The 23,216-nt window shown below is 60.6% G+C and carries 19 protein-coding genes and 1 pseudogene; 8 read left to right on the top strand and 12 right to left on the bottom strand.

Going from position 1 to position 23,216, the window contains the following annotated elements:
- The coding region (locus HMCN_RS19850; protein ID WP_238552133.1) for a hypothetical protein at positions 1-234 on the bottom strand (234 nt) is incomplete at its 3' end.
- Here HMCN_RS19850 and HMCN_RS0111930 point away from each other — a divergent pair.
- From HMCN_RS0111930 to HMCN_RS0111915, 4 genes and pseudogenes are all read left to right on the top strand, one after another.
- Positions 233-472: pseudogene (locus tag HMCN_RS0111930) on the top strand (DUF2249 domain-containing protein); the annotation flags it as partial. The gene HMCN_RS19850 and the pseudogene HMCN_RS0111930 overlap by 2 nt on opposite strands.
- 405 nt (positions 473-877) lie before the next feature.
- The gene (locus HMCN_RS0111925) at positions 878-1,261 is read left to right on the top strand and encodes a glutathione S-transferase N-terminal domain-containing protein (RefSeq protein WP_025917610.1); all 384 of its coding nucleotides are present in this window, start codon (positions 878-880) and stop codon (positions 1,259-1,261) included.
- Positions 1,262-1,391: 130 nt separating this feature from the next.
- Positions 1,392-1,901 carry a DUF1993 family protein gene (locus tag HMCN_RS0111920; RefSeq protein WP_025917609.1) on the top strand — a complete coding sequence of 170 codons (510 nt, stop codon included), beginning with the start codon at positions 1,392-1,394 and terminating at the stop codon, positions 1,899-1,901.
- Between the two features lie 145 nt (positions 1,902-2,046).
- Positions 2,047-2,649 carry a DUF2242 domain-containing protein gene (locus HMCN_RS0111915; RefSeq protein ID WP_025917608.1) on the top strand — a complete coding sequence of 201 codons (603 nt, stop codon included), beginning with the start codon at positions 2,047-2,049 and terminating at the stop codon, positions 2,647-2,649.
- 140 nt (positions 2,650-2,789) lie between these two features.
- Here the strand turns inward: HMCN_RS0111915 and HMCN_RS0111910 are convergent, their stop codons facing one another.
- On the bottom strand, positions 2,790-3,395 hold the full coding sequence (locus tag HMCN_RS0111910) for an OmpW family protein (protein ID WP_025917607.1): 606 nt from the start codon (positions 3,393-3,395) through the stop codon (positions 2,790-2,792).
- A 321-nt stretch (positions 3,396-3,716) separates the two neighbouring features.
- Between HMCN_RS0111910 and HMCN_RS0111900 the strand changes: the two genes are divergently transcribed.
- Positions 3,717-5,468, top strand: a complete 1,752-nt coding sequence (locus tag HMCN_RS0111900) for a cation:proton antiporter (protein ID WP_025917606.1) — start codon at positions 3,717-3,719, stop codon at positions 5,466-5,468.
- 24 nt (positions 5,469-5,492) lie between these two features.
- Here HMCN_RS0111900 and HMCN_RS0111895 read toward each other — a convergent pair whose 3' ends face one another.
- Positions 5,493-6,104: a ParA family protein gene (locus HMCN_RS0111895; RefSeq protein ID WP_025917605.1), complete on the bottom strand. Its 612-nt coding sequence runs from the start codon at positions 6,102-6,104 to the stop codon at positions 5,493-5,495.
- 284 nt (positions 6,105-6,388) lie between these two features.
- On the opposite strand from HMCN_RS0111895, the gene HMCN_RS0111890 reads away from it, so the two are divergent.
- The gene (locus HMCN_RS0111890; protein WP_025917604.1) at positions 6,389-6,676 is read left to right on the top strand and encodes a helix-turn-helix domain-containing protein; all 288 of its coding nucleotides are present in this window, start codon (positions 6,389-6,391) and stop codon (positions 6,674-6,676) included.
- Positions 6,677-6,731: 55 nt separating this feature from the next.
- Here HMCN_RS0111890 and serS read toward each other — a convergent pair whose 3' ends face one another.
- Positions 6,732-8,021, bottom strand: a complete 1,290-nt coding sequence (gene serS, locus HMCN_RS0111885) for a serine--tRNA ligase (RefSeq protein ID WP_025917612.1) — start codon at positions 8,019-8,021, stop codon at positions 6,732-6,734.
- Positions 8,022-8,111: 90 nt separating this feature from the next.
- Positions 8,112-9,395 carry a replication-associated recombination protein A gene (locus tag HMCN_RS17680; protein ID WP_193366417.1) on the bottom strand — a complete coding sequence of 428 codons (1,284 nt, stop codon included), beginning with the start codon at positions 9,393-9,395 and terminating at the stop codon, positions 8,112-8,114.
- A 124-nt stretch (positions 9,396-9,519) separates the two neighbouring features.
- On the opposite strand from HMCN_RS17680, the gene HMCN_RS0111875 reads away from it, so the two are divergent.
- Positions 9,520-9,828 carry a DUF2288 domain-containing protein gene (locus HMCN_RS0111875; RefSeq protein WP_025917603.1) on the top strand — a complete coding sequence of 103 codons (309 nt, stop codon included), beginning with the start codon at positions 9,520-9,522 and terminating at the stop codon, positions 9,826-9,828.
- Between the two features lie 364 nt (positions 9,829-10,192).
- On the top strand, positions 10,193-15,037 hold the full coding sequence (locus HMCN_RS0111870; protein WP_025917602.1) for an NAD-glutamate dehydrogenase: 4,845 nt from the start codon (positions 10,193-10,195) through the stop codon (positions 15,035-15,037).
- A gap of 101 nt (positions 15,038-15,138) precedes the next feature.
- On the opposite strand, the gene HMCN_RS0111865 is transcribed toward HMCN_RS0111870, so the two are convergent.
- The 7 genes from HMCN_RS0111865 to paaK all read right to left on the bottom strand — a co-directional run bounded on the left by HMCN_RS0111865 (position 15,139) and on the right by paaK (position 22,571).
- Positions 15,139-15,840, bottom strand: a complete 702-nt coding sequence (locus HMCN_RS0111865) for an ABC transporter ATP-binding protein (protein ID WP_025917601.1) — start codon at positions 15,838-15,840, stop codon at positions 15,139-15,141.
- Positions 15,841-15,969: 129 nt separating this feature from the next.
- Positions 15,970-16,725, bottom strand: coding sequence for an ABC transporter ATP-binding protein (locus HMCN_RS0111860; protein WP_035626869.1), 756 nt, complete (start codon positions 16,723-16,725; stop codon positions 15,970-15,972).
- A 2-nt stretch (positions 16,726-16,727) separates the two neighbouring features.
- Positions 16,728-17,669, bottom strand: coding sequence for a branched-chain amino acid ABC transporter permease (locus HMCN_RS0111855; RefSeq protein ID WP_035626866.1), 942 nt, complete (start codon positions 17,667-17,669; stop codon positions 16,728-16,730).
- Positions 17,666-18,541 (bottom strand): branched-chain amino acid ABC transporter permease, encoded by an 876-nt coding sequence (locus HMCN_RS0111850; protein WP_202962667.1) that lies wholly within the window; start codon positions 18,539-18,541, stop codon positions 17,666-17,668. The genes HMCN_RS0111855 and HMCN_RS0111850 overlap by 4 nt, the downstream gene beginning before the upstream one ends.
- A gap of 173 nt (positions 18,542-18,714) precedes the next feature.
- A complete protein-coding gene (locus HMCN_RS0111845; RefSeq protein ID WP_025917597.1) occupies positions 18,715-19,812 on the bottom strand; it encodes an ABC transporter substrate-binding protein in 1,098 nt (365 codons plus the stop codon).
- 152 nt (positions 19,813-19,964) lie between these two features.
- On the bottom strand, positions 19,965-21,170 hold the full coding sequence (gene pcaF / locus HMCN_RS0111840) for a 3-oxoadipyl-CoA thiolase (RefSeq protein WP_025917596.1): 1,206 nt from the start codon (positions 21,168-21,170) through the stop codon (positions 19,965-19,967).
- 51 nt (positions 21,171-21,221) lie between these two features.
- Complete coding sequence (paaK, locus tag HMCN_RS0111835) at positions 21,222-22,571, bottom strand: phenylacetate--CoA ligase PaaK (RefSeq protein WP_025917595.1); 1,350 nt, start codon at positions 22,569-22,571, stop codon at positions 21,222-21,224.
- Positions 22,572-23,216: the final 645 nt, after the last annotated feature.

The raw sequence follows: 23,216 nt of genomic DNA, 5'->3' as shown, positions 1-23,216 counted from the left end.
AAGTACAAAGTATTGTCCGATTTTCAGTAACTTAAGGCCGTAAGCCGCACACAATCGGACGTAGGGCGTCAATAGCGCAGCGTATTGCGCCGCATGGTTCGCAGCCACAGGCGGCGCAATGCGCTGCACTATTGACGCCCTACGGCTGGCACCTCGCAAAAACTTGACCCGCATCAATGCAATCGCCCGGCTCAATAAATAGGATGGCGCATCACTTTTTCTGGAATTAATCATGTCTATTCAAGCGACCCCTGAAGTCTTTCAATTCGACGTGCGCGGCGTTTCCAAGCGCTTGCGCCATGCGGCCATTTTCGGCGCGCTGGAATCGCTGGATCGGGGCGATGTGATGCGCTTCATCAACGACCATGATCCCCTGCCTTTGCTGAGCCAGATTGCGCAGCGCTACGATGGCCAAGTGCAGCATGAATATGTGCAGCGCGGCCCGGATGCATTCGTGATTGATTTCAGCATCCACCCGAAACAAGCGGCGGCGGCCGATACCGCCGCACAAGCTGCACCGCAAACCGGCGGCTGCGGCGGCGGTGGCGGCGGTTGCGGCTGCCAAGGCTCCTGATCGGCAGAACATCCGGCGCAATGCGCCATTGCACCGGGCCTTAGATTCCGCCCTGGATTCATACCTGGTGCTGTATTTTTGAAAGCCACCATAACCCATGCGGTAGGTGGCTATTTTTTATCATACTCCATGTTTTCAATAGCATGGTAATGCGCCGGCGGTGCCGCTCAGGCCGGCTTGCGCTCCCAAACCATCCTTCTTTGCGCTGCGTCCGCATCCGGTGCCGGCGGCGAATTTCGCCCGGGTCGCTTACAATGCCTGCCTTGCCTGCTTGAGGCTGACCGCATCCCACCGAAAGAACCGATGAAAACTTTTTTTAGACTGCTGCGCCTGATTCTGGGCCCTTTCATGCTGCTGAAAGAGCGCCTGACCCGGCCGCAAGGCGTGCTGCGCCCCGCCGCCGAGCAGGCCGGCGTCGATGCCGCCTGCAAGCAGCTGGCCCTGTACCAGTTCAGCACCTGCCCGTTTTGCATCAAGGTCCGCCAGGAAATGCGCCGTCTTTCCTTGAACGTCGAATTGCGCGATGCCCAGAATTCGGCAAAAAATAGCCAGATGCTGTTGGCGCAAGGCGGCAGCAGGAAAGTGCCGTGCCTGAAGATCGTCAATGAACATGGCAATGCGCAATGGCTGTATGAATCGAGCGCGATCATCGGCTATTTGCGGCAGCGCTTTGCGGTCGGCAAATAATTCGATCTCCGGATCATGCGCGCGCTTTGTTACAGGAACGAAATAATCGCCCTGCGCGTCGAACACCGGAGGTGCGCATGCGCGCCGGCCGGACAAACCCAATCACGCCACATTCACCTGAGGTAACGCCATGAGCATTTCCATGTATTCCGCATCGATCCCCGTTTTCAAGCAAATGCTGGCCAGCCTGGATCACGTGCTGGCCAAGGCCGAAGCGCACGCAGCCGCCAGGAACATCGCGCCGGAGGCCCTGCTGCAGGCGCGCCTGTTTCCCGACATGTTCCCGCTGCTGCGCCAGGTGCAGGTCGCAGCCGATTTCGCGCGCGGGGTGTCGGCCCGTCTGGCCGGCGTTGCAGTGCCGGCCTATGGGGAGGGCGAAAAGACTTTTGCCGATCTGCAGACGATGATCGGCAACACGCTGGCTTTTCTGGATGGTCTGAACGCGGCGCAATGCGACGGCAGCGAAGCGCGTGAAATCGTGCTGCGCCCCGGCACCCCGAAGGAGAAAAAATTATCCGGCCAGGCGTATCTGCTCCATTACGGGCTGCCGCAATTCTTCTTCCACGTCACCACCGCTTATGCGATTTTGCGTCACAACGGCGTCGAAATAGGTAAAAAAGACTATATGGGTGCGTATTAAACTGCCATCGATAGCGTGCCCACGCTACGGTATGATTCGACTCTGCATCCATGAGCGCTGATATCGCAAGGTATCAATATGTCTATCCGGGTGTGAATTAGCCGCCGGAAGCGGCGATGCCGTATTTTTTTAGGGAGAACTGCGCATGCACCAGTCGTTTCGCCGATGGCCGGCACTGCTTGCGGTCCTGCTCGCCGGCGCCTTGTCGGCCTGCTCGACGCCGCCCAGATCGGTGGTGTATCAGCACGAGGAATTCGACTCGACCTCGACCTATTCGCGCAGCTTTGCGGTGTCGGTCGACGCCACGTGCGAAGCGGCGCGCCGCGCGCTGCTCAGCCAGGGCTATCTGATCAACCAGGCCAAATCCGATCAGGTGGAGGGGCGCAAGAGCTTCCAGCCGGACAGCGACAACCACGTCCAGATCATGTTTCGCGTGGTTTGCGTGGCCGACCCCAGCGGCAAGGGGTCGAGCGCCTTTGTCAGCGCGCTGGAAGACCGCTACGCGTTAAAGAAGAGCAATAACTCGGCCAGCCTGGGCGTCGGCGGACTCGGCTCGATTTCGCTGCCGTTCACCTCCAGCGACGATTCGCTGGTCAAGGTCGCCAGCCTGACGATCCCCGCCGGCACATTCTATCAACGCTTTTTCATGCTGGTGGAGAGCTATCTTGACGCCGATTCCGGCACCGCCGCAGAGACGGCCGAAAGCGCAACCGCCGCCGCGCCGCAAGCGCCGCCACAACGGAACTAGCCGGCATCCCGCTGCTGGCTGGCAATTTCGATCAGATTATTTGAATTTGATGCAGAGCCCGGCGCAGACGCGCCGGGGTTAATGCAAAGGCCGGCAATGCGCCGGCCGTCGGCATCGCATGAGGCGACCCCGGAACCGATTTAGAAGCGGTAACCGACGCCGACGCCGACCAGCCATGGATCGACTTTCACGGTGCCAAGTTTAGTGCCATTGGAGTCCAGATCCCTACGAATCTGGACTTTTTTCACATCCAGATTGAGCGACCAGTTTTTGTCCAGCTTATAGTCGACGCCTGCCTGGAGCGCAAAGCCGAAGCTGTCTCTTTCCAGCGATAAACCAGCAGGCAAATCAACGCTTGACAGACGGGTGTAATTAACACCGGCGCCGACGTAAGGGCTGAACTGCGCTTCCGGCATGAAGTGGTATTGCAGCAACAGTGTCGGCGGCAAATGTTTGAAAGTACCAATCTTGGTCCCGGACAGGGTTACATCGTGTTTTTGCGGGTAAGTCAGGATCAGTTCCGCCGCCCAGTTCGGCGTGAAGAAATAAGAGATATCGACTTCAGGGATGGTCTTGTTGCTGACACGAACGCTGTCTGCTGGAAGCGCACCAGTCGTATCGAAATTATTTTCAGTATCCATCTGCACTGCGCGCGCGCGCACTTGCCAAGGGCTTTGCTGCGCCAGAACCGGACCTGCGACTGTGCCGAGAACCAACAAGGCTGCAACCAAAGAAACTTTTTTCATGTTCATATCCTTAAAAATTGTAGGTGTATTAGTAATATCATGCTGCATCGCAGTATTAATTTGACCTATGTCAATTTCAAAAAAATATTCACCAGGATGGCGGCTTGGAGAATTTTTTCATTATTAATATACATATATATGTATATATAAACGCCGCAATAAAAACCAATGGAAAGCAACATGTTAATTCATATACCCCTATAAATTTTGTGGAAATAGCGGATTCGAATGCTTTTCTGAACGATTGATTTGGTACTATTAGGGTGGCCGTGCTGCAACATAGAATGGCTTGTCCGCCCCAACCATCTCCAGCAAGAGTCCATGGAAGAACAACACGCTTTACCTTTTTTACGCGAAACACTGCTGTTTCTGACGCTGTCCGGGATCCTGATTCCGTTGCTGCAACGCTGGCGCGTCAATCAAATTCTGGGCTTTCTGGCGGTCGGCGCACTGGTCGGCCCGTTCGGCCTCGGGCTTTGGGCCGCTGAAGTTCCGTGGCTGGCGTATTTCACCTTTCCGCGCCGGGAAGGCGTGGCGGCGCTGGCCGAACTGGGAGTGCTGTTCCTGATGTTCATGATCGGGCTCGAGCTGTCGGCGGCGCGCCTGTGGGCCTTGCGGCGCTGGGTGTTTGGCGCCGGCACCGCGCAGGTTTGCATCAGCGCGCTGTTGCTGGGCGGCGTAGTCTATCTGTTCGGCAACGGGCTTGAGGCTGCGGTGGTGCTGGGACTGGTGCTGGCGCTGTCGTCGACCGCAGTGGCGATGCAGTTGATGACCGAGCAGCGCACGCTGGGCTCGCCGCTGGGGCAATCGGTGTTTTCCATCCTGATGATGCAGGATCTGTTCGTGGTGCCGCTGCTGATCCTGGTCGGCATCCTGGCCAAGGGCCAGACCGATGGCCTGCTGACGCTGGCCGGTCTGACGCTGCTGAAATCGGTCGGGGTGATCGTGCTGATTTACCTGCTCGGCCGGCGCGTGATCCGGCCCTTGTTCAGCGCGTTCGCAAAACAGGGCCGGCCCGACGTGTTCATGGCGCTGACCCTGCTCAGTACGCTGGGCATCGCCGGCCTGACTGCGGTGGCCGGATTATCGATGGCCCTGGGCGCATTTCTGGCCGGACTGCTGCTGGCCGAGACCGAGTTCAAACACGAGGTTGAAGTTACGATCGAGCCGTTCAAGGGCTTACTGATGGGGCTTTTTTTCATGTCGGTCGGGCTCGGCATCGACCTGCGCGAAATCGCCCAGGCGCCGCTCTGGCTGCCGCTGTCGCTGCTGGGCCTGTTTGCCATCAAGGCGCTGGTGCTGGCCGGAATACTGCGTATCGGCGGCTTCCATTGGGGCCGCGCGCTGGAGGGCGGCCTGCTGCTCGGTCAAGGCGGCGAATTTGCCTTCATCGTGGTCGGCTACGCCATGACGACCGGGCTGATCGCACCGGCGCTGGGCCAGTTCGTCATGCTGGTGGTGGGTCTGAGCCTGTTCGCCACGCCGCTGGCGGCCAAGGCCGGGCGCTGGTTCGGCGATTGGTGGGAAGCGCATCACCGGCAGCCGGTCGGCAGCCTGAACGGCAAGCTGCCGGAGCCGACCGCCGGGCTGGTGATCATTGCCGGCTTCGGTCGCGTCGGCCAGTTGCTGGGGCAAATCCTGGAGGCGCAGGGCATCCGTTTCATCGCACTGGAAAACAATGCGCAACTGGTAGCCGCACTGCACCCGCAGGGTGTGCCGGTGTATTTCGGCGACGCCGCCCGCGCCGAACTGTTGCGTAAAGTGCATGCCGATCAGGCCGCCGCGATTGTGCTGACGATGGATCATCCGGCCTCGGCGCTGCATGCGGTCAAGGGCATCCGGCGCGAATATCCGCAGCTGCCGGTTTTTGCCCGCTCGCGCGATGAAAGCCACGCGCGCATGCTCAAGCAAGCCGGCGCCACCATCGTCATCCCTGAAACACTGGAGTCCGGCCTGCAACTCTCCACCTTCGTGCTGCAAACGATGGGCATTTCCGATCTCGTGGCAACGCAGATCATTCAGAACGAACGCGAGCGCCGGATTGCCGCCCTGCAGCAAGGCAGCGCCGATTAATCACGAGCGCTGCCGGCGTGCATCCTACTTGTTGATCCAGGCCAGCACCTCGCGCCACTGCGCCAGGTCCTTGCTCACCCGCGCCGGCTGCAGATCCCACAAAGTGGCGCCGTGGGCAGCCAGTTGCACGTAATTCTGCGTATCGCGCAACATCCCGATCACCGGCAAATCCAGATGGCCGACATAGGCGGCAAGTTGCTCGGCCGAATGGCTGCGGGCATTGACGCGCATGCCGAGCACGCCGACCTCGAACTTGCCCTTGCGCTTGGCCAGCAGCTGCAGGAAGTGCTGGGTCGCCAGAATGTCGAACATCGAAGGCTGCAGCGGCACGATCACCTTGTCGGCGATCTTCAGCACTGCGGTGAGGCGCTTGCCGTCCAGCCCGGCCGGCGTATCGAGCACGATATGGGTGGTGCCCTTGGGCGGCTTGACCACATGGCCGTCCTTCAATTCCCAGGCGCCAATCGGCGCCAGGTTTGCCGGGCGCAGCCCGAGCCAGGCGCGCGACGATTGCTGCACATCGATATCGCCCAGCATGACGTTTTTACCCTGCGCGGCGTAATATCCGGCCAGGTTAGTGGCAAAGGTGCTTTTCCCGACCCCGCCTTTGGGATTGGCAATGACGATAACTGGCATATCTTCCTTCCATGAATTGTGAACCTGGATTCCGCCAGGAATGTACCGAACTTCAGGCTACCTTGAATGCATGCAATTTTCAATCAGTTGAACTGCATGAGGAAATCGCAATCGGCTGAAACATTTGCAGCCGCCGCTGTTTCGCATTTCCCGCAAAAACGCCTCCGGAAACTTGAGATAAGACAAGTACAGGATCCGAATTTCCATGCAAACTGCCGGCTCGTCAGCGCAGGCCGGACGACTGTCAGTCGCCCGCAGCCATGCAAGGAGAAACAGGAGAAGCCATGAAAGAGTTGCTCAGCTCGCCCCGAGTTGCTGCCCTTGCCGCCCCCGGCATCCCCCCCGAAGAAGCGGCCGTGCTGGACATGCGCGCCGATCTGATGGCGAAACTGCGCTGCGTCATCGCCGAACACGGCTGGACCCAGCAGCAGGCATCGGCCCATCTGGGCATCAGCCAGTCGCGCGTGTCGGATCTGGTGCGCGGCAAATGCGACAAGTTCAGGCTCGACATGCTGATCAAACTGGCCGCACGCGTCGGCCAGAGGTTGTATCTGGTGCTGGAAGCAGCCTGATCATTCGTCGCCCCCCCCCAACTCTTCTCCCGCCGGCGGGAGATCGCAGCAAAAATTACGGAACCAGCCGCGTCAACCCACCCATGTAGGGTTGCAGCACGGCTGGAATCTCGACGCTGCCGTCGGCTTGCTGGTAGTTCTCCAATAACGCAACTAGCGTGCGGCCGACCGCCAGGCCGGAGCCGTTCAGGGTGTGCACCAGTTCCGGCTTGCCCTGCGCATTGCGGAAGCGCGCCTGCATGCGGCGCGCCTGGAACGCTTCGCAATTCGACACCGACGAAATCTCGCGGTAGGTGTTCTGCGCCGGCAGCCAGACTTCCAGGTCGTAGGTCTTGGTCGCACCGAAGCCCATGTCGCCGGTGCACAGGCTGACCACCCGGTACGGCAGGCCGAGCTGTTGCAGGATCGCTTCGGCGTGGCCGACCATCTGTTCCAGCGCCGCGTACGATTGCTCCGGATGGACGATCTGCACCATCTCGACCTTGTCGAACTGATGCTGGCGGATCATGCCGCGCGTGTCGCGGCCGTAGCTGCCGGCTTCCGAGCGGAAGCACGGCGAATGCGCGGTCATTTTGATTGGCAGCGCGTCCAGCGCCACGATTTCGTCGCGCACCAGGTTGGTCAGCGGCACTTCGGCGGTCGGGATCAGGTAAAAAGCCTCGCCCTCGCCCTCCGCGCCGCCCTTTTTGACGGAAAACAGATCCGCCTCGAACTTCGGCAGCTGGCCGGTGCCGCGCAGGCTGTCGGCATTCACCATGTACGGCGTATAGCACTCGGTGTAGCCGTGTTGCTCGGTATGGGTATTTAACATGAACTGCGCCAGTGCGCGGTGCAAACGGGCGATGCCGCCCTTCATCACCGAGAAACGCGATCCGGTCAGCTTGGTCGCGACTTCGAAATCCAGGCCCAGCACGGCGCCGACATCGACGTGGTCCTTCACCTCGAAATCGAAGCTGCGCGGCGTGCCGACCTTGCGCAGTTCGACGTTGCCGGCTTCATCCGCACCGACCGGCACCGATGCGTGCGGCAGGTTCGGAATCGCCAGCATGAATTCGCCGATGCGTGCCTGCACCGTGACGAGCGCGCCTTCATTGTTCTTCAGTGCGTCGCCCAGACCGGCTACTTCCGCCATCACTTCGGCGGTGTCCTGGCCCTTGCCTTTCATCATGCCGATCTGCTTGGACAGCGCATTGCGCCTGGCTTGCAGGTCTTCGGTGCGGGTCTGGATCACTTTGCGTTCGGCTTCGAGCGCGTTGAAGGTGGCGACATCGAGCTGGAACTTGCGCGCAGCCAGGCGGGCGGCGGCGCTATCGATGTCTTTACGGAGCAGTTGGATGTCGATCATGGGAATTGCCGGATTCTGGTGACGAAGCCGCCATTGTAGCAAGCTGCTTATTGTTCCTGCACAGTATCTACGCCCTTCACGCCTTGCGCGCTAATTTTTCGCCTTTTTATCCAGTTCGCGCAAGTGCGCCAGTTTCTCGCCGATCTTGCCTTCCAGGCCGCGCGGGGTCGGGCTGTACCAGCGCTGGTTGCCGATGCCTTCGGGCAGGTAGGTCTCACCGGCGGCGTAGGCCTCCGGTTCGTCGTGCGCGTAGCGGTACAGCTTGCCGTAGCCGAGTTCCTTCATCAGCCGGGTCGGGGCGTTGCGCAGATGCTCGGGCACCGGGCGCGACTTGTCCTGCTTGACGAAGGCACGGACCTGGTTGTAAGCCATGTAGCCGGCATTGCTCTTGGCCGCGACCGACAGGTAGATCACCGCCTGCGCCAGCGCCAGGTCGCCTTCCGGCGAACCCAGCCGCTCGTAAGTGGTGGCCGCATCGTTGGCGATTTGTATCGCGCGCGGGTCGGCCAGCCCGATGTCTTCCCACGCCATGCGCACGATGCGGCGCGACAGGTAGCGCGCATCGACGCCGCCGTCGAGCATCCGGCACAGCCAGTACAGCGCCGCATCCGGATTGGAGCCGCGCACCGATTTATGCAGCGCGGAAATCTGATCGTAAAACGCATCGCCGCCCTTGTCGAAACGGCGCAGCGTATCGCCCAGGCATTCGGCCAGCAACGCCGCATCGACCTCATGCAAGCCCTTGGCGTGCGCGGCCCGCGCGACGATTTCCAGATTATTCAGCAGCTTGCGGCCGTCGCCGTCGGCGCTGGCGATCAGCGTCGCCTTGGCTTCCGCGCTAAATTGCAGGCCGTCCAGTTCGACCGCGCAGGCCCGATCAAGCAGCGCGCCGAGGTCGTCGTCGCTCAGCGACTTCAGCACGTAAGTCGCGGCGCGCGACAGCAGCGCGCCGTTGACCTCGAACGACGGGTTTTCGGTGGTGGCGCCGATGAAGGTGAACAGCCCGCTCTCGACATGCGGCAGGAACGCATCCTGCTGGCTCTTGTTGAAGCGGTGCACCTCGTCGACGAACAGGATGGTGCGCCGGCCGGAATTGGCGCGGATCACCTGCGCCCGCTCGACCGCCTCGCGGATGTCCTTGACGCCCGACAGCACCGCCGACAGCGCGATGAATTCCGCATTGAAACTGTCGGCCATCAGGCGCGCCAGCGTGGTCTTGCCGACGCCCGGCGGCCCCCACAGGATCATCGAATGCGGCTCGCCCGATTCGAACGCGACCCGCAGCGGCTTACCGGGGCCGAGCAGGTGCTGCTGGCCGATCACGTCGTCCAGCGTTTGGGGGCGGAGCCGTTCGGCCAGGGGAATCGAAGTCATTGGGATGCAGGCATAAGGTCAGGATAGGCAATTGTAGTCCAGCCGCAGCCGCGCATTGCAAGAGCCGCGACCGCGCCGGTATACTGCAACCCCTCCGACGCCACCCGCCCGCACATCGCCCATCATGGAAAATCAAGACAACATCGCCCTGCACGACAAACTGGTCCGGGAAACCGGCCGCATCGCCTGGAGCGAACTGCAGACCTACTTCGCCACCGGCGCGGTGATCTACGTCAGCGACAGCTTGGACCTGATCGATGTGGCAATGCGCATCAGCCAGGACGACAAGGCCGCAGTCGAACAGTGGCTGCAAACGCGCCAGCTCGGCCGGATGTCGGACGACCAAGCCGCAGAATGGCTGGAAATGGAGGCGACCGTATGGTCGGTGGTGGTGAATCCGTGGATTCTGGTGCAGCAGGTCACGCCGCTCTGAAGCGCGCTGGCGGGCCGTTTTGGCAAGCCCGGGCAGATTTCGCAATAAAATATACTGACCACCGTATTTTTAATTACCGCAATATAAATATGCTGTAAACGCATGATTTATATACATACTCCAGTTCAATTCATTGCAGAAGGATAGGGAGATGGCAAGCGCTGCCGCGCCAGTTGTTGCACACGCTTACGCCCGCACTGCCCGGACGCGGCCACCCCAATCCAAAGCTGACCACAGCCCGATTGCGTCATTCCCGCAACCTTGGCATTCTGCTGCACCTCGGCTTTCATTCCTGCGTTGCGTCGTCTAAGCTGAAACCAGCCGGACCGGTTCCGGGCAACCGTCTGCGAATAGGGTGAAGCGCATGTCGACCAATAGCGAAGAAACCAAGGCGGAGCTGATCGGCAAGATCGGCGCACTGATTGAAGAGCGTTGCGCGGACCAGGATACGGCGGCGATGGTGCGGTTTGTGCAGGAATATTATGCGCAGGTCGATCCCGACGACTTGCGCGAGCGCAATGTGCAGGATCTGTACGGGGCCGCGCTGTCGCACTGGAATTTTCTGCGCCGTTTCAGCCTTGGCGCGGCCAAGCTGCGCGTGACCAATCCGCGCCTGGAAGAACACGGCTGGCAGTGCGGCCATACGGTAGTCGAAATCGTCAACGACGACATGCCGTTCCTGGTCGATTCGGTGACGATGGAAGTCAACCGCCAGGGTCTCACGCTGCATCTGCTGATCCATCCTGTGCTATGCATCCGGCGCAACGCCGACGGCGAATTCCTCGCATTGCTGGACGCCGACGCTGCCGACGGCACGCTGCAATCGGTAATTCACATGGAGGTCGACCGCCAGAGCGACACGCAGCAGCTCGAGCAGTTGCGGGCCGGCATCGAACGCGTGCTGCAGGACGTGCGCAAGGCGGTGGAGGACTGGCCACGGATGCTGGCGTGCTTAAACAAGGTCAGCGCCGGCATCGATGCGGCGCCGACCGACCGCGCGGAAGCGGTCGAGATCAAGGCTTTCCTCGACTGGGCCGGGCAAGGCCATTTCACCTTCCTCGGCTACCGCGGCTACGACCTGGTGACGGAAAGCGGCGAAGACGTGCTGCGCATCGTGCCGGATTCGGGCCTGGGCATCCTGCGCCAGAGCGGGCACGAACGCTCGGCCAGCTTCGCGGTGCTGCCGCCGGATTCGCGCCGGCTGGCGCGGGTGCCGCAACTGCTGATGCTGACCAAGGCGAATTCGCGCTCGACCGTGCACCGCCCCGGCTATCTCGACTACATCGGCATCAAGCGCTTCGACGCCCAGGGCCAGGTCGACGGCGAGTACCGTTTTCTCGGTCTGTATACCCACAATGCCTACAGCGCCGACCCGGCCGAGATCCCGCTGCTGCGGCGCAAGATAGAACACGTGATCCGCAACGCCGGCTTTCTGCCCGGCAGCCATGCCGCCAAGGACCTGGGCATGGTGCTGGAAACCTATCCGCGCGACGAGCTGTTCCAGATCGGCGAGGACGACCTGCTGCAGCACGCGATGGGCATCGTGCGCCTCAACGAGCGCCAGCGCACCCGGCTGTTCGTGCGGCGCGACCCCTACGGCCGCTTCCTGTCCTGCCTGATATTCGTACCGCGCGAGACCTATAACACCGAATTGCGCCAGCGCATGCAGCAGATTCTGCTGGAGGCGTTCAACGGCGTCAGCGCGGAGTTCAATGTGCAGCTGTCGGAGTCGCCGCTGGCGCGCATCCATTTCACCGTGCGCACCAAGACCGGCAGCGGCATTCCCGAATTCGACGCGGCCGCGCTCGAAGCACGGCTGGCGCAAGCCGGACGGCGCTGGCAGGACGAGGTGCATGCGGCGCTGCTGGAACGCTGCGGCGAGGAGCGCGGCACCCGGCTCTACCGCCGCTACGCCGGCGCGTTCCCGGCCGGCTACCGGGAAGATTATTCGGCCCGGCTGGCGGTGCACGACATCGAGATGATCGAGCAACTGGCGCAGCAAGATTCAGCTCCGAACCTGGGCCTGTCGCTGTACCGGCGGCTCGAAGCGCAGCCTGGACAGCTGCATTTCAAGCTGTTTCACGCCGGCGGGCCGGTGCCGCTGTCGGACAGCCTGCCGATGCTGGAGCACATGGGGGTGCGAATACAGGACGAACATCCGTACCGGATCGCGCCGCTGGAATCGAAACCGGTCTGGGTCCACGATTTCTCGATGAGCGTTGAGGCCGGCCCGGAACTGGGGCTCGATCAGGTCAAGACCATCTTCGAGGACAGCTTCGCCCAAGTCTGGCGCGGCGCCGCCGAGAACGACGATTTCAACCGGCTGGTGCTGAGCGCACGCTTCAGCTGGCGCGAAGTGGTGATCCTGCGCGCTTACAGCAAATACATGCAGCAGACCGGCTTCACCTTCAGCCAGGCCTACATCTGCCAGACCCTGACCCGCCATCCACAGATCGCGCGCCAGCTGCTGGAATTGTTCCTGGCGCGCTTCGATCCGGCCCAGGCACACGAGCCGCAGCACCCCGCGCCGTCGCCTGCAGCTGCGATCGAGAGCGCGCTGGAGCAGGTCGCGAACCTGGACGAGGACCGCATCCTGCGCCAGTACCTGGCGCTGATACTGGCCACCACCCGCACGAATTACTTCCAGACTGACGCTGCCGGCGCACCGAAGCCCTACCTGTCATTCAAGTTCAATCCGCAACTGGTGCCCGGCCTGCCGGAGCCGAAGCCGATGTTCGAGATCTTCGTCTATTCGCCGCGGGTCGAGGGCGTACACCTGCGCGGCGGCAAGGTCGCGCGCGGCGGGCTGCGCTGGTCGGACCGCATGGAAGATTTCCGTACCGAAGTGCTGGGGCTGGTCAAGGCGCAGATGGTGAAGAACGCGGTAATCGTGCCGGTCGGCTCGAAAGGCGGCTTCGTGCTCAAGCGCCCGCCACTCGTGGCCGGCGACCGTGATGCGCTGCAGAAGGAAGGCGTGGCCTGCTACCAGACCTTCCTGCGCGGGATGCTGGACCTGACCGACAACCTGGTAGCCGGCAAGCTGGTGCCGCCGCCGAATGTAGTGCGGCACGACGCCGACGACCCGTATCTGGTGGTGGCGGCCGACAAGGGCACCGCGACTTTTTCCGATATCGCCAACGGTATCGCGCACGAGTACGGCTTCTGGCTCGACGATGCGTTCGCATCGGGCGGCTCGGTCGGCTACGACCACAAGAAGATGGCGATCACCGCCCGCGGCGCATGGGAATCGGTACAGCGCCATTTCCGCGAACTGGGGCACGACATCCGCAATCAAGATTTCACGGTGGCCGGCATCGGCGACATGTCGGGCGACGTGTTCGGCAACGGCATGCTGCTGTCGCACCACATCAAGCTGGTGGCGGCATTCGACCACCGCCACATCTTCCTCGACCCGGAACCGCAGACCGAAGCCAGCTTCGCCGAGCGCCAGCGCCTGTTCGCGCTGGAGCGCTCTTCCTGGGCCGACTACGACCCGGCGCTGATCTCGGCCGGCGGCGGCGTGTTCCCGCGTAGCGCCAAGTCGGTGCCGCTGTCGCCCGAAGCGCGCCGGGTGCTGGCGATCGAGGCCGAGTCGCTGGCGCCGACCGACCTGATCCGCGCGATCCTGAAAGCCCCGGTCGACCTGCTGTACAACGGCGGCATCGGCACCTACGTCAAATCCAGCCAGCAGAGCCAGCAGCAGGTCGGCGACCGCGCCAACGACGCGGTGCGGGTGGACGGCTGCGAACTGCGCTGCAAGGCGGTGGGCGAAGGCGGCAACCTCGGCTTCACCCAGCTCGGCCGGATCGAATATGCGCTGGCCGGCGGGCGCATCTACACCGATGCGATCGACAACTCGGGCGGCGTCGACTGCTCCGACCACGAAGTCAACATCAAGATCCTGCTCAATGCGGTGGTGGCCGACGGCGAACTGACCGCCAGGCAGCGCAGTGCACTGCTGGCTGAGATGACCGAGGAAATCGCGCAACTGGTGCTGCGCGACAACCAGTTCCAGACCCAGAGCCTGTCCATTGCACGCGCCCACGGGGGCGCGCTGCTGGATGCGCAGGCGCGCTACATCAGGGCGCTGGAACAGGCCGGCAAACTGAATCGCACACTGGAATTCCTGCCGAGCGAGCAGGAGCTGCGTGCGCGCAAGCTGGCAGCAAGTGGACCAGGTGCGGGCCTGACCGCGCCGGAGCTGGCGGTGCTGCTGGCCTACAGCAAGATCGTGCTGTGCGAGGAACTGGTCGCGTCCGTCTTGCCGGACGACCCGTATGTCGCCACCGCGCTGGAGCGCTACTTCCCGCTGCCGCTGCGCGAACGCTACCGCGCCGCCATGCAGCAGCACCCGCTGAAGCGCGAAATCATCGCCACCCATGTCACCAACAGCATGGTCAACCGGGTCGGCAGCGTGTTCGTGCACCGGATGCAGGAAGAAACCGGCGCCAGCCCGGCTGAAATCGTGCGCGCCTACCTGCTGGCACGAGAAGTGTTCGGACTGGTCAGCCTGTGGGAAGCGATCGGCGGCCTCGGCAGCAGCATCGGCTACGCGACCCAGATCGCGCTGGTCTTCGAGGCCGGGCGCCTAGTCGAGCGCGGCACGCTATGGTTCCTGCATCACCGCCAGCAGCACGACATGGCTGACATGGCGGCGGCGATTGCGCGCTTTGCGCCCGGCGTGGCGACGCTGGCCGAACACCTGGGCACGCTGCTGACCGGCCCCGACCGCAGTCAGCTGGAAGGCAGCAGCGCTAGCTTCAGCGCCGCTGGCGTGCCGTTCGAGCTGGCGCTGCGCATCGCCAAATGCGACGCGCTGTACTGCGCGCTCGACATCACCGAAGTCGCCGCAGCCGTCAAGCGGCCGGCCGAACTGGTCGCCGCCGTCTATTTCGGCCTCGGCGGCGATCTCAGCCTGAACTGGCTGCACAATCAGATCGGCCTGCTGCCGGCCGACAGCCAATGGCAGGCACTGGCGCGCGCCGCCCTGCTGGACGACCTGAGCGGCGCGCACCGCAGCCTGACCGCCGCCGCACTCGCGCTGAGTCCCGCCGAACAACACGCACAGGCCATCCTGCCCGCGTGGGCCGACAAGTATCCCAATGCACTGGAACGCTACCGCAAGCTGCTGGCCGAGCTGCAGCTGACAGGCAGCCTGGACGCCGCGATGCTTACCGTCGCGCTGCGCGAAATACGCGGTTTGTCGTGAGCAGCAGCCAGAGATGCCGAGATTAAAGCCATGCTGAACCAGCCGCGTTTTTCAACATCCAGCTCGGGAAAGTTCACTGATCAGGCGCACCACCATCTACTTCACATGCCCAGATACGCGCTCCTGACCTGCTCGTTATCGAGTAGATCCGGACCTTTACCGGACAGCAAAATGGTGCCTGTTTCAATTACGTAGCCAACATCGGCAATCGACAGTGCCGCATGCGCATTCTGTTCAACCAGGAAAATCGTGATGCCCTGCTGCTTCAGGCTCTCGACAATCCGGAAGATTTCCGCAACCAGTAGCGGCGACAGTCCCATGCTCGGTTCATCAAGCAGCAGCAGTGTCGGCCGCCCCATCAGCGCGCGTGCCATAGCCAGCATCTGCTGCTGACCGCCGGACAAGGTGCCGGCCGCCAACAGACGCTTTTCCTTCAGGACCGGAAACAGCGTGTACATCTTTTCAATATCTTCGGCTACGCCGTTGCGCGGGCGGGTAAATGCACCGAGCCTCAGGTTGTCCTCAATCGACATTGGGCCAAACACTTGCCGCCCTTCCGGCACCTGGCAGATGCCGCTGCGTACCCGCTTGTCCGGGCTCATTCGGGAGATATCGGCGCCGCGAAAACAAATCTGGCCGCCGCTGACCGGTTGTACTCCTGAAATGGCACGCAGCAAGGTGGTCTTGCCGGCGCCGTTGGCGCCGACCAGCGCCACCAGTTGTCCTTGACCGACCTGAAGATCGATACCGTGCAGCGCCTGGATCCGGCCATAGTGGCTAGTCAGTCCACGGATGTCGAGGATGCAAGGAGGTGCGACAAACGGCTCCGCTAGCGCTTCGCTGCCGATTCCGCCCGGCCCCGGACTGTCTGGCCGCCATAGTCCGTCCCGCCCGCTACGTTTGATTGTCATATTTTCCATTTGATAGCCTCCTCAAGCCGGTGCGCCCAGATAGGCGGCAATCACATCAGGGTTGGCCCGGACTTCGGCGGCGGTGCCTTCGGCCAGCTTCTTGCCGTAGTCAAGTACCAGAATATGATCCGACAGATTCATCACCAGCTTCATGTCATGCTCGACCAGCACCACGGTCACGCCGGATTGCGCCACCTTCGCGATCAGCGCATCGATCTCAGCAGTCTCGGTATGGTTCAGCCCGGCAGCCGGTTCGTCGAGCAGCAGGATTTTCGGCTTGGCAGCCAGTGCCCGCGCGATTTCCAGCCGCTTCAGCGCGCCATATGACATTTTTCCGGCGTGCGACTTCACGTATTTACCGACCCCGACAAACTCCATCAGCGCCGCCGCCTCTTCGCGGCAGGCAAGATCTGCTTTGCGTAGCTTAGGCAGCCGCAGCATCGCGCCGAACAGGCTCTGGTCCAGGCGCAGATGGGCACCGACCATTACGTTCTCTATCGCGCTCATGTTCATGCAGATTTGCAGGTTCTGAAACGTGCGGCTCATGCCGCGCCGCGCCAGCGCATCAGGTGATTTGCCGGCAACGTTCTCACCACAAAAAATGATTTCGCCGCTGGATGGCGTATAGACGCCGGTGATCAGGTTGAACAGCGTGGTCTTGCCGGCGCCGTTGGGTCCGATCACCGAATGGATCGCTCCGGCCTTGACACTGAAGCTGACATCCTGCACCGCTTTGACGCCACCGAAGGTCTTTGACAGGTTGTTGATGGTAAGCATGTTCAGTGGCCCTCCGAACCGAAACGCAGGCGTATCGTCGGCACCAGGCCCTTCGGCAAAAAGATCATCGTCAGTATCAGGATCAGGCCGAACATCACGGTTTCCCAGCCCTCGAAGCTAGACAGCAATTGCGGCAGTAGCGTCAGTAAAGCGGCACCGATGACGGAGCCGAACACCGAAGCCATGCCGCCCATCACGACCATTGTCACCAGCTCGATCGAATGGAAGAAACCGGCCATACCCGGCGTCACGAAGCCAACGTAATGTGCGCTGAGGCTACCGACGATGCTGGCTACCACCGCTGACAGAACGAACACCCGCACCTTGCAGCGGGTAGTATCGACGCCGGCGACACGCGCCGCGATTTCGGAACCGTGGATCGCCTGCAATGCGCGTCCGGCCGGCGAATCGACCAAGTTCAGCGCGCCCCAGGTAACCAAAACCAGCAGCGTGGCGGCCAATGCATACCATTGCAATTCTCCTACGATGGCCGCACCGAACAGGGTAAATGGAGGCACCGGCATCCCATCCGGGCCACCGGTATATTGGTCCTCGTTGGTGATCACGATTGAAATGATGATCCCGAGCCCGAGAGTCGCCATCGCCAAGTAGTGTCCCTTCAGTTTCAGGATCGGCCGCGCCACCAGCAACGCCAGCAGGCCGACCGCTAACGCGCCGACTGCCAACGCCAGCAGCGGCGGCCAGTTGAAACGACTGGTCAGGATCGCCGATGCATAGGCCCCAATGCCGAAAAAACCGGCATGCCCGAGGCTGATCTGGCCGGTATAGCCGAGCAGCAGGTTCATGCCGATCACCAGCATCGCATTGCATGCGATCTGAAGCGCAACATCAAGATAAAACGCGTTGTCTGTCAGCAGCGGCAGCAGCGCCAGCAAGGCGGCCAAGATCGTCAGGCCAGCATAACGGGAGTAAAGAATTTTCATACACGCTCCGAGGCACTGGAACCGAACAGGCCACTGGGTTTGAAAAACAGGATTAGCAGGATCAGCACGAACGGCACTGCATCCTTGTAAGCGGACGATACGTAGCCGGCCGTCATTGCCTCGACGACACCTAAAATCAGGCCGCCAAGAATCGCACCGGCGCCACCGCCCAAGCCGCCCAGCACCGCCGCGACGAAACCTTTCAGTCCGAGCATGATGCCGGCGTCGTACGAGGTATACGTGATCGGCGCGATGATGATGCCGCCGACCGCACCCAATACCGCCGACATGCCGAACGACAGCAGCAGGATCAGCCGGGTGTTAATGCCGACCAGTTGCGCCGCCAGCTTGTTGTGCGAAGTGGCCAGCATCGCCTTGCCGAACAGCGTGCGGCCGAAAAACCAGCCCAACGCGAGAACAATCACCAGCATCACGCCAATCACCCACAGGCTTTGCGGCAAGATACTGGCACCGAAAAATTCGATCGGTGTATCGCCGGAAAACGCCGGCAGCGCATGGCTACCTTTGCCGAGCCAGACCTGAACCAAGCCACGGATTGTTAGCGAAGCACCGATCGTGATGATGAGCAACCCCACCACTTCGGCATTTTTGGCCGGCTCGATCGCGAACTTCTCCAGCAGCAATCCGGCCAACCCGGTGATGCCGACTGCCAGAATAACCGCGAACGGCAGCGGGATGCCGGCGCCAACTACCAGGAACACCGCCGACATGCCGCCCAGCATGATGAACTCGCCCTGCGCAAAGTTGATCACGCCGCTGGCGTTATAAATAATAGTGAATCCGAGCGCCGCCAGCGCATAGGTTGAGCCGGTGGTAATGCCGGAAAAAATAAACTGGATCAATTGTGAAATCATAGTATTCCCAAGCTGTCGTCACGACGGTACGGGTACCGTATCCATTCAGTCAGACGTCCGGTTGCAGCGGCAGCGTGCGCACGCTGCCGCTGCAACGGCAGTCATGCACTGCTGCGCTGGGAAATCAGGCCGAACCTGCGGAAGCAGGCCGCCAAATGTCGCCCTCTAAATTACTGGACGAAAACGCCGTTTTTGACCTCCAGCATGCGGAATGCGGAGAGATCAAGGCCCATGTGGTCGGTAGCCGACATATTGACCATGCCGCCAGTTCCGACGTAGCCTTTGGTCGCTTCAATGGCATCGCGCACTTTGGCCTTGTCGGTGCTGCCGGCATGCTTGATCGCGTTGACCGCAATCATCAGTCCGTCATAGGCATGGCCGCCGAAGGCCGACACATCTTGCTTGTAACGATCCTTGTAAGCATTAGCGTAAGCCGTCACAACCGGTTTCTGCACATCGCTGGCCGCCAATTTGTCCGCCACCAGCAGAGCAGAGGCGGGCAGACGAACGCCATCGGCAGCCGGGCCGGCCAGATTGATATATTCTTCTGAGGCGACCCCATGCGACTGGTATTGCGGCAACTTGATGCCGAGCTGCTTGCAGTTTTTGGTCACGATGGCCGGCCCCTGCCCCAGACCGAAAACAAACAATGCCTGAACATCGGCTGTGTTTTTGATCTTGGTCAGCTGCGGACTCATGTCGGTATCTTTCGGACCATAGGATTCATAAGCGACCAGAGTGATGCCGTACTTGGAGGCAACGCTCGCAGACTCCTTTTTCCCGGACTGACCGAAACCGCTGGTTTCGGCCAACAGCGCGATTTTACTTATGCCGCGCTTCTTCATGTCCTCGAACACCTTTTCCGCCGCCATGCGATCGGTGTGCGGAGTCTTGAACACCCATTTCTTGACCGGCTCGACGATCACGACACCGCCAGCCAGAGAAATGAACGGCACATTCGCCTTGTCCACCACCGGCACCATCGCCATAGTGGAACCGGTCGTCGTACCGCCTACCAGAATATCCACCTTATCATCATCGACGAGGCGCTTGGCGAAATTATTGGCTTTGTTGGCATCGCTGCCATCGTCATAATGGGTCAGTTCCAGCTTACGCCCCAGCACGCCACCTTGCGCATTGATGCGCTCGATGTACAGTTGCAGCGTCTTCAGCTCCGGATCGCCAAGAAACGCAGCCGGGCCGGTTACCGACAGTACCGAACCGATCTTGATCGGCTCAGCCGCCTGGACCGCTGCACCAACGCTCAATCCGAACAGGGCAACTGCGGCAACTTTACCAAGTAAATATTTTTCATTGTCTTCTCCATAACTCGATTAATAATCCACGCACTCTTTGGTACTAGTGGCACAACTACTTTTCGATGCAGATTTCTGCATCTTCCAGCTTTCGAACTTCCGTTTCAAATGCGCTCAATGATGAGCGCGATGCCCTGCCCGACGCCGATGCACATCGTGCATAGCGCATAACGGCCTTGCATACGTTCCAACTGGTGGAGCGCGGTGGTCACCAACCGCGCGCCGGATGCTCCCAACGGATGGCCGATAGCAATGGCACCACCGTTCGGATTGACATGCTGCGCATCATCCGGTAGACCGAGGTCGCGCGTAACCGCCAGCGCCTGCGCTGCGAACGCTTCGTTCAATTCAATCACATCCATCTGGCTGATTTTCAGACCAGTCTGAGCCAGTACTTTTTTGGTCGCCGGCGACGGCCCGAATCCCATGATCCGCGGCGCCAATCCGGCGGTAGCCATACCCAGCACACGAGCGCGCGGCTGCAAGCCGTATTTGCCGGCCATCGCACCGGATGCCAGCAACACTGCGCAGGCACCGTCATTTACACCCGATGCATTGCCGGCAGTGACGCTGCCATCGGGCCGCACTACCCCTTTCAGTCGCGTCAGCATTTCCAGCGTCGTCTCCGGCCGCGGATGCTCGTCGATCGCAAACAGTTTCGGCTCACCCTTCTTTTGCGGCAATACGACTGGCATGATTTCATCGGCGAAATAACCCGCCGCATGCGCACTGGCCCAGCGCTGCTGGCTGCGCACTGCCAGTGCATCCTGATCGGCACGGCTGACATCGAATTCCTGGGCGACGTTCTCGGCAGTTTCCGGCATCGAGTCGATCCCGTATTTCTGTTTCATCAGCGGATTCACAAAGCGCCAGCCGATGGTAGTGTCCTCGATTTTGGCGCTGCGCGAGAACGCCGCATCGGCCTTACTCATCACGAACGGCGCCCGAGTCATGCTCTCGACGCCGCCGGCGATGATCAGGCCCACCTCTCCGGAACGGATGCCGCGCGCGCCGGTGCCGATCGCGTCGAGGCTGGAACCGCACAGCCGATTGATGGTGCTTGCCGGCACCTCGACCGGCAGCCCGGCCAGCAGCGCCGCCATGCGACCAACGTTGCGGTTGTCCTCGCCGGCTTGGTTGGCACAGCCATAAATGACGTCATCGATTGCCGCCCAGTCGACGCCGGGATGGCGCTCGATCAGCGCACGGATCGGCAATGCGCCGAGGTCGTCAGTTCGGACAGAAGCTAGCGCCCCGCCATAACGCCCGAACGGCGTACGGATCGCATCGCAAATAAAAGCATCATTCATGATCTATTCCAGTTAATGATTAGGAGCAGCTTCTGCCTGCCTGATACGGCATCACAGTACGCCGGTCGCCACCTCATGAGCAATTTTCGGACGCTTGTCGATCACGCGCCTGGCCTTGCCGACCGCAGAACGCTCGATACTGTTGGAATCCAGAATTCGCACCTTGGTAGTGACGCCGATCGTTGCCTTGATATGGTGCTGCAACGAAGCGCCGATCGCATCCATCTCCAGTTCGGACAACTTGCCGCTCACTTCCGGGCGCAATTCGACGATCACATCGAGCTTGTCGAGATGGCTTTCGCGCGAGACCAACAACTGGTACTGCGGCGCCAGTTGCGGCTGCTTCAGGATCACTTCCTCGATCTGCGATGGGAACACGTTGACGCCACGAATGATCAGCATGTCGTCGGAGCGGCCGGTGATCTTGCCGATGCGGCGCATCGAACGCGAGGTCGGTGGCAGCAATCGGGTAAGGTCGCGCGTGCGGTAGCGGATGATAGGGAGCGCCTCCTTGCTCAGTGAGGTAAACACCAGTTCGCCTTCGGCGCCGTCCGGCAATACTTCGCCAGTGTCGGGATCAATGATCTCCGGATAAAAATGGTCCTCCCATATCACCGGCCCATCCTTGCTTTCGATGCACTCTGCCGCCACCCCAGGCCCCATCACTTCAGACAGTCCGTACAGGTCGACCGCATCAATCCCGGCGCGCACTTCGATCTCCGCACGCATCGCATTGGTCCAAGGTTCAGCGCCGAAAATACCTATTTTCAAAGAACTGTCAGCAGCATTGAGCCCCTGGCGCGAAAACTCTTCGATGATGTTAAGCATATACGACGGTGTCACCATGATGATCGATGGCTTGAAGTCATTGATCAGCTGCACCTGCTTTTCGGTTTGCCCGCCTGACATCGGAATTACCGTGCAACCCAACTTTTCGGCACCGTAATGGGCACCGAGACCGCCGGTAAACAAACCGTAGCCGTAGGCGATATGAATCAGGTCGCCGGCCCGGCCGCCAGCTGCACGAATGGAGCGCGCCACCACCGTAGCCCAGGTATCGATATCGTTTTTGGTATACCCGACCACAGTCGGCTGTCCGGTAGTACCGCTTGATGCATGAATGCGCGCCACCCGTTCGCGCGGCACTGCGAACATGCCGAACGGGTAGTTTTCACGCAATTCCTTCTTGCTGGTGAACGGAAATTTGGCCAGGTCCGCCAGCGTATTCAGGTCACGCGGATGGACGCCGGCGGCATCGAATGAAGCTCGATAATGCGGCACATTATCGTACGCATGCTGCAACGACCACTTCATCCGTTGCAATTGCAACGCTTGCAGCTCGTCCTTGCTGGCTTTCTCAATCGGCTCAAGATCATTGCTTTTGTTTGTGCTCTGCGGCATAAAGTCTCCTTCTTTTATAATTTTCGATCCATTGAATGTGCCATCTGGCGCTGCTGGCAAACCAACGGGGGTATGACTGGCCAAACGGGGCCTGAAAATCCAATTCTTGCTATCCCTCCAAATCACCAGACGTGCAATGCCTTTCTGCACCTCGAACACAATGTTTTGTGTAAGTCACTTTTACCATCATTGCTTATTTCTCAACAATTCAAGAAGCGGATGAAACGTCACTGCAGCGGTTGCAAGCAGTATCGCCTTATCAAGCAAAACCAGAACATGAATTATTATTCATATCGTAGACGATAATTAGTTCAAACACTAGCATTTAAGTGGATGCAAACCAATTTAAATAAAAAATAATGCAATATTATGCAAATTGATTTGCCAGGTGGCGTCAGAAATTCAGACAAACGGCTAAGTGGGTATTCGGCGCAATGAAGAAAGCGCGATGCGGGCAGCAGGGGCAGAGAAGATGAAACGCACCAGAAGGAATCAAACGGCGGCACTCAAGGCGAGGGTCGCATTGGCGACGATCAGGGATGAGAAAACGTAGGCCGAGTCAAGCGCACAGTATGACGTGCATGCAAATCAGATAAACCGCTAACGCAATGGAAGCCGGAACGATCAGGCGTACGAGCAAAAGCG

The organism is Herminiimonas sp. CN (assembly GCF_000622895.1).
Taxonomy (GTDB): Bacteria; Pseudomonadota; Gammaproteobacteria; order Burkholderiales; family Burkholderiaceae_D; genus AVCC01.
This window is presented reverse-complemented; position numbering and strand designations above follow the sequence as displayed.